At 43.3% G+C, this 14,151-nt stretch carries 15 protein-coding genes and 1 pseudogene; 9 read left to right on the top strand and 7 right to left on the bottom strand.

From position 1 onward, the window contains the following. The first annotated feature begins 4 nt into the window (after window positions 1-4). Both upp and QVO88_RS11750 read left to right on the top strand, forming a co-directional pair. Complete coding sequence (gene upp, locus QVO88_RS11755; protein ID WP_022288643.1) at window positions 5-634, top strand: uracil phosphoribosyltransferase; 630 nt, start codon at window positions 5-7, stop codon at window positions 632-634. Window positions 635-873: 239 nt separating this feature from the next. Then, window positions 874-2,364 (top strand): glycosyltransferase family 39 protein, encoded by a 1,491-nt coding sequence (locus tag QVO88_RS11750; RefSeq protein WP_265290416.1) that lies wholly within the window; start codon window positions 874-876, stop codon window positions 2,362-2,364. 44 nt (window positions 2,365-2,408) lie between these two features. Here QVO88_RS11750 and QVO88_RS11745 read toward each other — a convergent pair whose 3' ends face one another. From QVO88_RS11745 to QVO88_RS11725, 5 genes are all read right to left on the bottom strand, one after another. Continuing rightward, window positions 2,409-3,845 (bottom strand): murein hydrolase activator EnvC, encoded by a 1,437-nt coding sequence (locus QVO88_RS11745; protein ID WP_022288641.1) that lies wholly within the window; start codon window positions 3,843-3,845, stop codon window positions 2,409-2,411. Window positions 3,846-3,896: 51 nt separating this feature from the next. After that, window positions 3,897-5,354: a murein hydrolase activator EnvC gene (locus tag QVO88_RS11740; protein WP_022288640.1), complete on the bottom strand. Its 1,458-nt coding sequence runs from the start codon at window positions 5,352-5,354 to the stop codon at window positions 3,897-3,899. Between the two features lie 179 nt (window positions 5,355-5,533). Then, entirely contained in the window at window positions 5,534-6,439 is a 906-nt protein-coding gene (ftsX, locus tag QVO88_RS11735; protein WP_022288639.1) for a permease-like cell division protein FtsX, read from the bottom strand. After that, window positions 6,426-7,112: a cell division ATP-binding protein FtsE gene (ftsE, locus tag QVO88_RS11730; RefSeq protein ID WP_022288638.1), complete on the bottom strand. Its 687-nt coding sequence runs from the start codon at window positions 7,110-7,112 to the stop codon at window positions 6,426-6,428. Before ftsE ends, ftsX begins: the two co-directional genes overlap by 14 nt. A gap of 57 nt (window positions 7,113-7,169) precedes the next feature. Further along, window positions 7,170-8,255, bottom strand: coding sequence for a CdaR family transcriptional regulator (locus tag QVO88_RS11725; RefSeq protein WP_022288637.1), 1,086 nt, complete (start codon window positions 8,253-8,255; stop codon window positions 7,170-7,172). Window positions 8,256-8,694: 439 nt separating this feature from the next. On the opposite strand from QVO88_RS11725, the gene rimM reads away from it, so the two are divergent. The 6 genes from rimM (at window position 8,695) to QVO88_RS11695 (ending at window position 12,688) form a co-directional block, all read left to right on the top strand. After that, on the top strand, window positions 8,695-9,201 hold the full coding sequence (gene rimM, locus QVO88_RS11720; protein WP_022288636.1) for a ribosome maturation factor RimM: 507 nt from the start codon (window positions 8,695-8,697) through the stop codon (window positions 9,199-9,201). Then, window positions 9,201-9,704, top strand: a complete 504-nt coding sequence (locus QVO88_RS11715) for a hypothetical protein (RefSeq protein ID WP_022288635.1) — start codon at window positions 9,201-9,203, stop codon at window positions 9,702-9,704. Before rimM ends, QVO88_RS11715 begins: the two co-directional genes overlap by 1 nt. A gap of 1 nt (window position 9,705) precedes the next feature. Beyond that, window positions 9,706-10,446: a tRNA (guanosine(37)-N1)-methyltransferase TrmD gene (gene trmD, locus QVO88_RS11710; protein ID WP_022288634.1), complete on the top strand. Its 741-nt coding sequence runs from the start codon at window positions 9,706-9,708 to the stop codon at window positions 10,444-10,446. Between the two features lie 283 nt (window positions 10,447-10,729). Beyond that, window positions 10,730-11,002, top strand: a complete 273-nt coding sequence (locus QVO88_RS11705; protein ID WP_022288633.1) for an HPr family phosphocarrier protein — start codon at window positions 10,730-10,732, stop codon at window positions 11,000-11,002. A 475-nt stretch (window positions 11,003-11,477) separates the two neighbouring features. After that, complete coding sequence (locus QVO88_RS11700; RefSeq protein ID WP_288178045.1) at window positions 11,478-12,212, top strand: 16S rRNA (uracil(1498)-N(3))-methyltransferase; 735 nt, start codon at window positions 11,478-11,480, stop codon at window positions 12,210-12,212. 161 nt (window positions 12,213-12,373) lie between these two features. Beyond that, window positions 12,374-12,688, top strand: a complete 315-nt coding sequence (locus tag QVO88_RS11695; RefSeq protein ID WP_022288631.1) for a hypothetical protein — start codon at window positions 12,374-12,376, stop codon at window positions 12,686-12,688. A gap of 90 nt (window positions 12,689-12,778) precedes the next feature. On the opposite strand, the gene QVO88_RS11690 is transcribed toward QVO88_RS11695, so the two are convergent. After that, a complete protein-coding gene (locus QVO88_RS11690) occupies window positions 12,779-13,282 on the bottom strand; it encodes a CarD family transcriptional regulator (RefSeq protein ID WP_022288630.1) in 504 nt (167 codons plus the stop codon). 179 nt (window positions 13,283-13,461) lie between these two features. Next, complete coding sequence (locus tag QVO88_RS11685) at window positions 13,462-13,683, bottom strand: helix-turn-helix domain-containing protein (RefSeq protein WP_022288629.1); 222 nt, start codon at window positions 13,681-13,683, stop codon at window positions 13,462-13,464. A gap of 203 nt (window positions 13,684-13,886) precedes the next feature. On the opposite strand from QVO88_RS11685, the pseudogene QVO88_RS11680 reads away from it, so the two are divergent. Then, window positions 13,887-14,151: pseudogene (locus tag QVO88_RS11680) on the top strand (hypothetical protein); the annotation flags it as partial.

Genomic DNA, 14,151 nt, shown 5'->3' with positions numbered 1-14,151 from the left:
AAAAATGGGGAACGTAAATATCATCAATCACCCGCTTGTAAAGCACAAAATAACACTTATGCGTGACGAAAACACAGGAACAAGAGAGTTCCGTATACTTGTGGAAGAGGTCGCAATGCTCATGGGCTATGAGGCTATGAGAGATCTGCCAACAGAGGACGTTGAGGTGAAAACACCTATAACCACAAGAAAGCTCCCTATGCTCTGCGGCAAAAAGCTTGCTATCGTGCCTATCCTGAGGGCAGGTCTTGGCATGGTAAACGGACTTCTTGCACTTGTTCCGTCTGCAAAGGTCGGTCATATCGGTCTTTATCGTGACGAGGTCACACACGAGCCTCACGAGTATTACTGCAAGCTCCCTGATAGAATAAACGAGCGACTTGTTATTGTCTGTGACCCAATGCTTGCGACAGGCGGATCTGCGATACAGGCTGTTGACTTTTTGAAAGACAAGGGCTGCAAGAACATCAAGTTCATGTGCATAATCGCTGCTCCTGAGGGTCTTGACGCTCTGAGAACGGCTCACCCTGATATCGACATTTATGTAGGCAACCTTGATGAAAAGCTCAACGAGGACGCTTATATCGTTCCTGGTCTTGGCGACGCAGGTGACAGGATCTTCGGCACAAAATAATGGTCTTATACTAATACTCGCTGCTTTGTTTTTTGCAACAGAGCGGCGATTTTTTTGTTTTATTCACTAAAAAAACTTTAAAAAGTTCCTTCAATTTCAGTTGTTAAAATAATTGAAACTTATTTCCGTTGATGATATAATTCAAATGTAGAAATATAGAACAAAATAAAAAAACAGGGCGAACTCATGTAAAAAAATATATTATGAGGATACATCCTAATAAGGAGATAAAAATGTTTGTGAAGAAAACCGGCCGATTTTTTGCGGTCACAAGCATGATCGTGTGCTGCTGTTGCACTGCAACTGTGTTTATCTCATACATAAAACGCAGTAACATACGAATGCTTTGTCTTGGACCATTTTTCCTTGCGGCGGCGATAGTGTTGTATATTGCTCTGAAACGCTGTGAAAAGAAGCTTACCAAAAAGCGTGTCAGACTTATATTTGCTTTTTTCTGCCTGATTTTGCTTGCATTGCAGATATTGTTTGTGCGTTATCTTTATTACAATTACGAAATGGTTGACCCAAAAATAACAGGGGAGTTCGCAAAACGCTTTGTCATGGGTGAGGATCTGGGGAGCATCAAAGAAAGCTATCGTATTTATGCTGCAAAATACCCTAACGCATGGGGCATGATATATTTGCAGATACCCTTTTTCGCCTTATGGAAGCTTTTCACCGGTGGCGTGAGCATCTATGCGGGGCAGACCTTTAACGTAATTCTTATTCAACTTAGCGTAATAATGACCTTTCTCACAGGGGAGAGGATATTCAAACTTAACAGCCAAAGGCTTTTTTGCGGCATTATTTCGGCACTTATGCCTGTTATGCTGCTTTATACTCCGTTTTTTCATTCTGATACAGCAGGCATGATATTTGTAAGCTGTACTCTTTATTTTCTGACCCTTGCGGTGAAAGAAAAAAGCAAAACCAAAAGCGTTGTCTATGCTCTTATAGCAAGCCTTTTTATCGCACTTGGAAACACTGTAAAGGGAAGCATTGCAATAATTCTGATTTCAGTGATGATATTTTTTGTGCTGAAAATGGGTGTAAAAAGGGGAGCTATCCTGAGCCTTGCGGCTGTTATGCTGTTTATTGGCGTGTCAAAGGCGGCATACTATGGCGGTCTTGCCATGGGTATCTCTGATGAAAAAATGGTAGACAGATATCGTTTTCCTGTTACACACTGGATAATGATGAGCCTTAACAGCGAATACAAGACCCACGTTGACGAGGACGTTGACTTCACAATGTCATTTGATACATATGACGCCAAAAAGCAGGCGAATATCCGGGAAATAAAAGCCCGCCTTGAAAACATAAGCACCCCTTATGAAGCCTGCAAAATGGCTTATCACAAAGTCGCCAGAACGTGGGACAGCGGTGGTTTTTCCTATGGCAAATATCTATCACGCTCCGACCCCTCAGGTGGTCTTCGAGAGGTATTGCACAGTCGCTTACTTGGTAGCTATGTAGACGGCTATCACAGTGCAATGCTCATAGCAATGGCGTTTGGTGCAGTTTATGCCGCTGGCAAGCATCGCCACTCTGTTTTGTTTTTCAGCATAGTGACTCTCACGGGAGTTATACTCTTTTTCCTTATCTGGGAAAATCCACCGAGATATATCGTCACATTTATCCCCGTGATAATGCTTCTTTGCACTGCAGGAACAAGATTTATCACAGCGATTATTTCACGTCTTTGTAAGCGTGTGAGTGCTTCAAAATAAGATAAAAAAGGCCTCTTATGTTTTTCCATAAGAGGTCGATTTTTTTATTGTGTAACATCAAGATAGAACGCAGGGTTCAATATATAACCCTGATAGCGTATCTCAATGTGCAGGTGGTCGCCTGTTGAAAAGCCGGTCGAACCCATTTTGCCGATAACGTCGCCTTTTTTCACCTCGTCACCTATCTCCACATCTACCTCTGTGAGATGTCCGTAAAGGGTGATGAACTCGTTGCCGTGGTCGATGATAACATAGTTTCCATAACCGCCGCCACAGCCGCAGGACTCCTCCTTGCCGTAGTCATGAGTGCAGGTGGTGTTGATCTTTATGACCTTGCCACTGCATGAAGCGTGAATAGGCGTGCCGTGAGCCGCAGGAATATCAAGACCCGTGTGATATGAGCCCCAGCGTGCGCCCACGCCTGATGATACGGAGTAAGCCCCCGGAACAGGCCATGCGAAGTAGTAATCAGGCTCGGTATCTCCAAGCTTTTCGCCCTTGTCAAGGCGGTCATTTATCTCCTTGTGAAGCTCCTCAAGCTTCACATCTGCAAGTGCCATTGTGGCGGAAACTTCGTTATCTCTTGCTGTTCCGCCTGAGCCTGACGATTTCAGTATGCCGGAAAGGCTGCCCTCAAACTGCTCACGCTCCGCCTCATAGGCTTCGTTCTGCTCTCTGAGCTTTTTCTGCTTAGCTTTAAGCTCCTGCTGTGTCTTTGTACTGGAGCGGTAAAGCTGACTGAGCATATCCTTCTGCTGTGTATACTGTGTGTACTGAGCGTCATACTCGGCTTTCTGCTTGTCAAGGGTCTTTTGCATATCCTCATATTCAGTTTTGAGTTTTATAAGGTTATCAATGATAGTGTCATCATGGTGCGCCACACGCTTTATAAGCTCTAATCTCATGAGTATGTCATAAAAGCTGTCTGATTCCAAAAGCATTGTGGTGTAGCTGTCCGACCCTGCGATATACATTGCCCTTAATCTTTGTTTAAAGTCCTCTATGCCCTTGTTTATCTCAGCCTGCTTCTTATCGATATTTCGCTGATTGGTGTTTATCTGAAGCTCCAGTGCGGTCATGTAAGAGTTGAGAACGTCTATCTCGTCATTTATAGAATCTATCTTTTCTTTCAGAAGCTTCTGCTTTTTCTCGCTTTTCTCAATGTCCTCATCATATTTGTCGAGCTGTTCGTTTATTTCCGTCTGCTTTTTTGATAGCTCTCTTAGCTGTTCTGCATACTGTGTGATGTCAAAACCTGTTGACTCCTCCTGAGAATTATCGTCATTTTCTGTTTGTTCATCGCTTTTCTGACCTCCGTCAGTCACAGATTCAGTATAGCTATAGTCCTCCCCCTGCGAGCTTTCAGTGTCCGCTGAGGTTATCTTCAAAGAAGAATTGTAGCTGCTTCCTGCAATGCCAGCGGTAACAGCGAATGCGATAATGAAAGTGAGAATACGTTTTAAGCTGTAAAGCCTGTTCATGAAATAAAAGACTCCTTTGGTTGTGGGGCAAGACCTTTCGGCATTGCCTGTTTATACATAATTTGACGGATTCTGTGCCACGCCATTCAATCGCACCTCAAAGTGCAGATGGTCGCCAGTTGAATATCCTGTTGAGCCGACAATACCCAGAACGTCGCCCTTGTTGACGTGCTGACCCTGTGTTACGCTCATATACTGTGAGTGACCGTAAAGGGTCCAGTAGCCGTTGCCGTGGTCGATTATGCAGTAGTTTCCATATCCACCGCCGCAGCCGCATGAGCCGTTCTTGCCATAATCGTGTGTGCAGGTGTTGCTGACGAGTATAACAGTACCCTCAGCGGCAGCGCATATCTTTGCGCCTCTTATTCCAGGAGACCAGATGTCAATACCCTTGTGATAAGCGCCCCAGCGCCAACCCACGCCGTAGGAAATATGATAATAACCCGGCACAGGCCATGTAAACTGGCTCTTGTCGGTATAATTGTAGTCACCGTTATTGGTAGAAGATTGACCGCTGTTAGAGGTGTTGCCGTTTGCATTAGAAGATGAAGAATTGCCGTTATTATTCTGCTGTTGCTGCTGTTGTCTACGTTCTTCTTCCTCTCTTCTCTTACGTTCTTCCTCTTCTTTTTTCTTACGTTCCTCTTCTTCCTTCTTTTTGATCTGCTCCTGCTCCTTGTAAAGCTTCTGGAGCTGTGTCTCGAAGTCTTCCTGCTCCTTGTTTATCTGCTCCTTATTGGCTTCATAAGCCGCCTTATCTTCCTCAAGCTGGTCGATAACAGCCTGACTTTTTGCATAAAGGTCGTCAAGCTTTTTCTTCTGCTCAGTGTGATAGGCCTTTTGTTCCTCAAGGGTAGCTTTGTTAGTTTCAAGTTCAGTCTTGTTGGCTTCAAGCTCTGCTTCCTGAGATTCATACTCGCCTTTAAGTTCAACAAGTCCGTCGATCATGGTGTTGTCATGGTCAGCCACTCTTTTGACAAGCTCTATTTTCATAAGCATATCATAAAAGTCCGTCGAACCAATAAGAATATCGGTGTATGAACTATTTCCGGCAACATACATTGCCCTAAGACGTTGTTTGAAGTCAACAACGCCATTTTCTATCTCAGTTCTCTTGTTTTTTATTTTTATTTCGCTCTTTGCGATAGCCTCTTCAAGGTCGGCTATCTCAGTTTCAAGGTCAGTGATAGAATCCTCAAGGGTCAGTATAGTTTCCTGAACAGTTTCTATCTGCTCTTGGATCGCTTTCTGATTTTCTTCCTCCTTGGAGATATCGTCCTTTGTGCTGTTTATCTGCTTGTCAAGGTCAGCCTGCTTTTGTTCAAGTTCGCCTATTTTATCCTTGGCAGAGGATATTTTTTTCTTGTTGTTCTTTATTGCCTGACTTTCTGCAGAAGCGTTCTGCGCTGTCATGACCGGCTGTGTGCCGCCTGCAAGCATTGTCATGGAAGCGACTACGGCGATAGTGAAAGCCAATACTCGCTTCATTGTGAATATACCTGTTTTCATACCTGTCCTCCGTCTTAAAAAAGACCATTTTTACACGTTTTTATCTTCCTCTAACGCATTATCCCGCACGTTCTTTCTTTTTTTATCTCATGTCAGGATATGCTTTAAACTGCAACAAAAGGCAGTCTAAAAACCCCGTTGGATCATAGCCTGCCTTATGTCTATATTTGGCAAATGTATTATACTTTAAGATGCTTGCCTGTGCTTATAGAAGTACCCACCGCACCGATAACAGCGCCTGCGATAAGATAAGATGCTGCAACAGGGAGCAAGAGGGATTTGAACGAATACAAATTCTGAACACCGAGAATGCTCCAGAGCTTGAAGTCATCATTGAAGATGTTGTAAATTCCCTCGTAGGCAAACTTTGTGAGCAGCAGTGCGCCTGCGGCTGCAAGCAGACCAACTATCATACCCTCGATAAAGAAAGGTATCCTGATAAAGCTGTTGGTAGCGCCTACATATTTCATGATGTTGATCTCTTTACGTCTTGCGAAAACGCTTGCTCTGGTGGTATTTGAAATGATTATCAGACAAACCACAACAAGTGCCACAATGACCGCAAAGGCAACTATCGTAAATACTCTTCTAATACTGATAAGGATATCAGCAAATGCTGTAGGGGACTTTGTTGAGTCAACATTGTCAAAGGTCTCTATCTGAGTGGTTGTTTCGCTCATCTTCTCGATATCCTTGACCGTTACCTTGTATGTGTCCGGCAATGGGTTATCGTCAGCATACTGGAAGAAATCCTTTTCCTCATCAGTCATGCCCTTGAGCATATTTTTCCACGCCTCGTCCTTTGAATAAAGGCTCACCGTATTGATATTTCCGACCTCTTTGAGCTTATTTTCAAGGGTCTGCATATCAGCCTGACTTGTGCCGTCCTTTACGATAACGATGACTTCGCTCTTGTCCTCGATACCGCCGATTATTCTTGTAAGGTTAATGGAAACCAGCACTGATGTGCCTACCATAAGCAGGGAAACGAGCAGGATACAGAAAGAGGCGAACGTCATCATTCTGTTTTTCCAAATGCCCTTGAAGCCCTGATTTATAAGATATCTAAAACTACTTGCTTTCATTGGAGCCTCCTATCACTTCGTCAAAGGCGATCTGACCTTTGTTGATGTTGATAATTCTGCCTCCGAAATAGCGCACAAGGTCATGCTCGTGGGTAACCATAAGAATGGTAGTGCCGCACTCGTTTATGCCCTTGAGAAGCTCTACTATCTCATATGAAAGAGCAGGGTCGATATTTCCTGTAGGCTCGTCGGCAATGATGAGCTGTGGGTCGTTTACAAGTGCTCTTGCAAGTGCCACACGCTGCTGCTCACCGCCTGAAAGCTCGGTCGGATAGCTTTTCGCCTTATCGGAAAGTCCCACAAGGCTTATAACATACGGAACACGGCTTCTTATGTACTTTGCAGGAGCGTCGATCACTCTCAGCACGAACGCCACGTTCTCATAAACTGTCATTGTAGGGATAAGTCTGAAATCCTGAAAAACAACGCCGATAGTTCTGCGAAGGGCAGGTATCTTTCTTCTTCTCAGCTTTTTCAGATTGAAGCCGTTTACCATTACTGTACCGCTGGTCGCATCTATTTCTTTAAGCACCAGCTTGATAAGTGTTGATTTTCCGGCGCCTGAAGGACCTACCACGAAAGCGAAGTCGCCGTCGTTTATCTTCAGGTTTACTTTGTTCAGAGCGTCCACACCGCTTGAATAGGTAACGGACACGTCTTTAAACTCTACCAAAATTTACACCGCCTTAGTTTTACAGAGGCAAGCAAGCCTCTTTTTCGCTCGTAGGACTTAGAACTTGACAGGATTAGCGGAGAGATATTTCTTTACCATAAGAGCTATCTTGAAGATGATAGCGTGGTCGAACTCTCTCAGGTCAAGACCCGTGAGCTTTTTGATCTTTTCAAGTCTGTACACAAGAGTATTTCTGTGAACAAACAGTTTTCTTGAAGTTTCAGAAACGTTCAGGTTGTTTTCAAAGAACTTCTGGATAGTGAAAAGTGTTTCATGATCCAGCGACTCGATAGAGCCTTTCTTGAAAACTTCCTTAAGGAATGTTTCGCAAAGTGTTGTAGGCAGGTGATAGATAAGTCTTGCGATACCAAGATTGTCATAAGAAACGATATTCTTGTCAGTATCGAACACCTTTCCTACCTCGAGAGCTATCTGTGCTTCCTTGAAGCTTCTTGCCAGATCCTTTACGCCCTCTACTACTGTTCCTATACCTACAGTGACTCTTGTATAGAATTCACTTGAAAGGGTATCGGAAATAGAACGTGCCAGTTTTTCCAGATCCTTTGACTCAACGCCGTTTGCCACTTCCTTAACAAGCACGATATCGCTCTCAGTGATGTTGAAAACGAAGTCCTTGGACTTGTCAGGGAAAAGGTTCTGGATAACATCGTAAGCTGAAACGTCATTTGTGGAGAGTATTCTGATAAGCAGCACGACTCTTGAAATGTCAGCGCTGAAATGCAGCTCTCTAGCTTTAACATGAACGTCGCCCGGCAGCACGTTGTCAAGCACTACGTTCTTGATGAAATTGTTTCTGTCGTATTTTTCGTCATAATACTGCTTTATGCTGGAAAGAGTAATGGCAAGTATGCTTGCATACTTTGCAGCCACCTCGTCTGTTCCCTCAACGAAAACAGCATAGTCAGGTTTCATATGAGCACCGAATGGCTTATAGGTATAACCGTCTCTAACAAAAATGTCGTGTGAATCGCCCAGATCTAACGAAACAAATTCGTTAGTCGTTCCGACCTGTGAAAGCTCAGAGCAGGCAATGATAGTTGCGTTCTCATCTATTACGCCTATGACGCAGTCGATAGTGTCACGCATCTGATGAACAACGCTCTGAAATAATCTGTTTGACATAAGTTATTCCCCTCTACTTGCAAAAATTTTCGACCTAAGTTCTGCCATGGGCATAATTACCCCATAAGGGCAGATGTCTGCACATTGTTATTATAACAAAAAACGATATGTTTTGCAAGTGTTTTATAGTGAAAATATGCAAAAAAACTTTTATACCGCAGTTTCAAGCACTGGTCTGCGGTCTGATATATTACAAATTGTAACACATTTTGCTCTCTTATGTGTGAATTTTTTGTTAAATCACAGGTTTTCATGGTGATTTTGTACAAAAGAGGGGCGTAAAGTTCGTTTTGAGTAACCGAATTGTAATTAATAAACTTTTTGTAAATATCCTGAGCTATGTGCATAACAGCGTAGTTAAAGCGTTGCAAAGGGTAAAAAAATATGTTACAATCTATAAAAAGAAAGCTGTAAGATTTGTTATCGGGAGGTAATCAAAATGGACGTAAAAAAATATCTTGAAGCAGGAAAGATAGTATCGGTGTTCGGCATAAAGGGCGAGATAAAAGTACAGCCATGGTGTGATGGACCTGAATTTCTCTGCGGATTTGACACACTATATTATAAGAGTGGTACTCCTGTGGAGATAGAGCGTTCGAGAGTTGCAAAGAATATCGTTGTAATGAAAGTCAAGGGCGTTGACACTGTGGAGGAGGCTCAGAAGCTTCGCAACAGGGTGCTTTATATCGACCGTGACGATGTGGAGCTTGATGAGGGCTGTTATTTTGTTCTGGATCTTATAGGTCTTGAAGTGGTCGACGCTGACAGCGGTGAAAGCTACGGCAAGATAACAGATGTAAGTCAGACGGGTGCTAACGATGTTTACCACATAACCGATGAAAAGGGAAACGTTAAGCTTATCCCTGCGATACCTGAAGTTGTGGCTGAAACGGATATCGAGGGTGGCGTGATGAAGATAACTCCGCTGGAGGGGCTTTTTGATTAATGAAGTTCTGCAAATACGAGGACTTGGAAAGGCTTGTCAGAGATTATTCTGACGGAATGTTCAGCCTGATATTTCCAAAGGTGAACAGCCGTGAAAAGTCGCTGAAATGTATCGAGAGAGTTTTTACAGCATACATAGATGAAAGTCCACGGCTGAGAAGTTCCAGGGCTGAGGAAAAATGGCTTATAAAAAGGCTGAGAAAAGAGAGCGGATTCAACAGGCTTGCCAACACATATAAGGGCGAGGGGCTGAGTTTTATGGAGCTTGACAATATGCTCACAAGTCTGAGGGTATACTATAATAACGAGGGCAACAAGCCGAAGAAGCGCAGGTCTGCTTTGTGGAGCTTATTTGTGGTGATAATAATCGCTATTGTGGTGACTATCGGTGTTGTGCAGGGCATAGGATACTATGAAAAAAGCGGCGGCTCTGTGCAGGAGCATTTGAACAGCGCTGAGGAAAACTGGGCTTACCAGCCTTTTGACATGATATGGAGGAATTGATTTGAACATAGATATTGCAACGCTTTTTCCTGAAATGCTTGAGAATTATCTTTCTGAAAGCGTAGTAGGCAGGGCAAGGGCTAAGAATATTTTCACGGTAACGTGTCATAATATCAGGGATTACACTCAGGACAAGCACCGCAGAGTAGACGATACCCCTTACAGTGAAAGACAGGGTATGCTCATGCAGTGCGAGCCTATTTACAACTGCTACAAGTCGGTGACAGCTGGAAAGGCAAAGCCTCACGTTATCTATATGTCCCCACAGGGAAAAACGCTGACCCAGAAGCGTGCAAAGGAACTTTCTCAGCTTGACAGCATATTTATATTATGCGGTCATTATGAGGGAGTGGACAGCAGGGTCATTGACGAAATAGTCGATGAAGAAATATCCGTGGGGGATTATGTGCTTACCGGCGGAGAACTTCCTGCGTTGGTGCTGGTGGACTGCGTTGTGAGAATGCTGGAGGGAACGCTTTCGCAGGCGGATTGCTATGAGGACGAGAGTCATTATAATGGTCTGCTGGAATATCCACAGTACACACGTCCTGAGGTGTGGCACGACAGGGAAGTGCCTAAAGTGCTTCTATCGGGCAATCATGCTGAGATAGCGAAATGGCGCCGTGAGGAGGCTGTAAAAGCCACCTATTTGAAGCGTCCTGAGCTGTTGGAAAGAAGTCCGCTGACGGAAAAAGATTTGGCTATTATACACAAATTAGAAGAAAAAGAGAATAAAAAGTGATATTGGTTTTCAACACTTTTCACATAATTGTTAAATGAATTTGTACAAAATGATATGATGTAAAAATCTGTGTTGTGAATATATCACAAGTTTAATCATAAAAGTTGCAAAGTTTAGAGCATTGTGCTGAAAATTGAGGGTTTTTCGCTTGTTTGTCTAAAATTTGCGTTGACTAAGGCAGACTTGTCGAGTATAATAAATATATCAAATAACCTGAGGGTATCTTGAAAAAGTCCCTTAATTAGGGAGTTTAACAGCATTATAATGAATGGGAGAGATCAGTATGTTCGTAAAAGACGTAGTAGTACAGAATCAGGTAGGACTTCACGCACGCCCTGCAACATTTTTCATCCAGAAGGCAAATGAATTCAAGTCATCTATCTGGGTAGAGAAAGAGGAGAGAAGAGTAAACGCAAAGAGCCTTCTTGGAATCCTTTCACTTGGCATCGTAGGCGGCACAACTATCAGGATCATTGCAGACGGTCCAGATGAGGAAGCAGCAGTAAAGGGTCTTGTTGACCTTGTTGACAGTGGCTTTGCTGAGGGTGCAAGATAATCGCTCCCTGAATATAACTAAATAGAATAGTTTGATTTAAGCGGAATGTTCTGTGTGGGGCGTTCCGCTTTTTTTGCGTCATGCGTCATAAAATAGGTTCGTTCTGCGATATCCTCGACAGGACAAAAAAACACCCACAGAAAACTGTGGGTGCCAAAAAATAAAAAATTATAGGGGAGAAGCTAGTAGAAATTAATCTACAAGCTGTATATATGAAGGCTTGGGGTAAAAGCCTACATACCAAAAATCAACTGCCGCTCTTGGAACTTTCCTCAGTGGGTCTTGTCCCTTGCGACAACTATATAATACCCTGCCCGTATGTACTGCGTATGAAAGTTTTGTGTTAGTTATGTGAACTTTGTTGAACAATTTTTGAAGGTGTGGTATACTATACCAAGAAGCGACGGAAGCGTCGTGAAAGTGCGTAAAATCGTGATTTGAGATTGGAGGACAGTGCTTGACACTGGTTGGGAATATGCCTAGATTTTTTGTTGACAGCGTATCGGGGAATACGATTTCTATCAGGGGTAATGATGCTTATCATATCGGCAGAAGTTTGCGTATGAGGTTGGGCGATGTCATTACGGTATGTGCGGACAGGGTGGAATATAGGGCAAAAATTCTGTCCATTTCTGATAAGGAAGTGGTTTGCGATGTGCTTTCTGCTGAGAAAAGCGAAAACGAGCCTACTGTGAATGTGGTGCTTTATCAGGCGTTGCCTAAGTCTGATAAAATGGATCTTATAGTGCAAAAGGCTGTGGAGCTTGGAGTATACAAGATAGTGCCTGTTATTACGTCGAGGTGCGTTTCAAGACCTGCAAAAAGCGGCTATGAAAAGCGTGTGGAGAGATACAATAAGATAGCTTTGGAAGCGGCGAAACAGTCAGGCAGGGGATATGTGCCTGAGGTGACGAATTTTATCAGCTTTGAGGAGTGCCTTGGTGAACTTAAAGAGTGCGACGAGAGCTTTATGTGTTACGAAAAGGGCGGTGTGAGCCTTAGTAAGACAGGCATTGCCCCTGTCAGTGAGGGCGAGGAAAAGACTATTGGCTTGTTTATCGGCTGTGAGGGCGGTTTCGAGAGCCATGAGGCGGAGAGCTGTAGTCAGGCAGGGGTCACTGTGGTGAGTCTTGGACCTAGGATACTGCGATGCGAGACAGCTCCACTGGCGGCTCTTAGCGTGATAATGAGCCTTACGGGAAATATGTAGCGGTGGGCAATTTGTCAAAGCTTACTGAGATTTTTTGAGCAGGTTGTATAAAAAATCAGTATTTTTTGTAAACGTCTTGATTTTTTATAACAAATATGCTATACTGTAGATAGTCTGAACGCAGTTCAGAGTGGAATATTCAAAAAAAGGAGCGTTTTATTATGGCAAGCGGATTGAAAGTTATAGCTGCACTCGGTGCGATCGCTGCAGGAGCTGCTGCTATTTTTGCATTTAAAAAGCACAAGGAGCTTGAAAACTACGATTACGAAGATCTCGACGAGGATTTCGACGATTGCTGCGGCTGCGACGAGTGCTCTGACGAGGCTGATGAAGCTGACAAGGCAGAGGACGCTGAGAAGTCTGAGGAAAAGGCTGAAGAGCCTGCTGAGGACGAGGCTGCAACTGAGGAGGACGCTGACGTTGAAGTTCAGCTCGACGCTATCGAGGAGCCTGTTGAGGACGTTGACAAGGAATAATCGAGTATCATTTATGAAAACAAAAAGGACAAGCCACTGTGGTTTGTCCTTTTTTTATTTGCCGATATAATTTGTGTCATTTGTATATATTTAGGCTTTGCTCAGGCGGGTTTCTATAAAGTCGAAGACCTCGTCTTGGGATATGCCTAGAACGGCTGAAAACTCGTCAAAGAGCAGATTTTCCGCATTCTTGAAAAAACGTTCGTCCAATGAATGAAGATGTCTGCCCTTCGCAATAAGATGTTTCTGTCTGAGATACAATGTTCTCACAAGCTGTGCAAGTCGCTTTCTGTCACCGCTTTCAAGTACCTGTGAATAAAGCTCGGCACGCTCGCTGCTGCTTTCTTTCCAAAGGGAGCTCTCCTCGGGCATTTCTTTTATGATCTCCTCTATCTCATCGCCTGTGAGCAGAGGTTTGAACTTTGTTTTAAGCTCGTCATTATCTACCGGCACATACAAGGTGGAATTGATTTGGTGGACAGGCTTTAGAACTATGTAGCGCTTTTTCTGACCCTTGACGGTCTGTTCGCACTCGCCCTCGACTTTGCACACTCCGGTTGTACCGTATGATATGACGTCGCCTTTTTTTAGCATTTTTAACGCTCCTTCCACATTAAATCGTGAATACAACTTTATTTTGTCTCTTATATACATTATAACACTTTTTTTCTAAAAATGTCATAGGCAATTTTAACAAATCCTACATAGAAGAGGATTGTATAAATGTGTATGAAATGGGTTGCGAAAAAACGGAAAGAGATGTTCTTTCCGCTTTACATATCTTTATAGTAGGTCTTGTTTTTGGTTAGTCCCAGAAGATAGTCTACATTTGTTTTGTGATATTCAGCTAGGGCTATGAGGATATCCGTGGGAATATCACGCTGTCCTAGTTCGTAGTTGCTGTAAGCTTGCTGTGAGCAATGGAGTATTTTTGCCATATCGTTTTGTTTAAGGTCTGCATCTTCTCGCATATCTCGTATTCTTTGAAAAACCATGCGGCGCTCCATTCCTTTCTGATAGTCTATATTTAATATATCATACAACATTATGTTGTGCTTTTCTTACTACATTATGTTGTAAAAACACTATGGCTGTTTGTGGGTATTTAACAAAATATTTATAAATGTCGAAAATATTGTTGACTTGCATAGGAGAATGTTGTAAAATAAATTTATTAAAGAAATATGGAGGTAACATTATGAAAAAAATATCTGCTCTTTTATTGGCAGTGGTAATGGCTTTTGGCATGGCAGGCTGTTCTGACAGTGGTTCTTCCGACAGTGATAACGAAAGCTCTGCTGCGGCTGTGCAGACGGAAAGCAGTGCTGCTGACTCATCAGAAGATGCAACAGCAACGACAACTACCACAACAACTGCTCCTGCGGTAACGGAATCATCACAGGCTGAGGTGGCTGACACAAGCACTGCTGACGAAAACAAGCCTGCAAGCGTTGACAGCAACG

The organism is Ruminococcus sp. CAG:57 (genome assembly GCF_000435935.1).
GTDB lineage: Bacteria > Bacillota > Clostridia > Oscillospirales > Ruminococcaceae > Hominimerdicola > Hominimerdicola aceti.
This window is presented reverse-complemented; position numbering and strand designations above follow the sequence as displayed.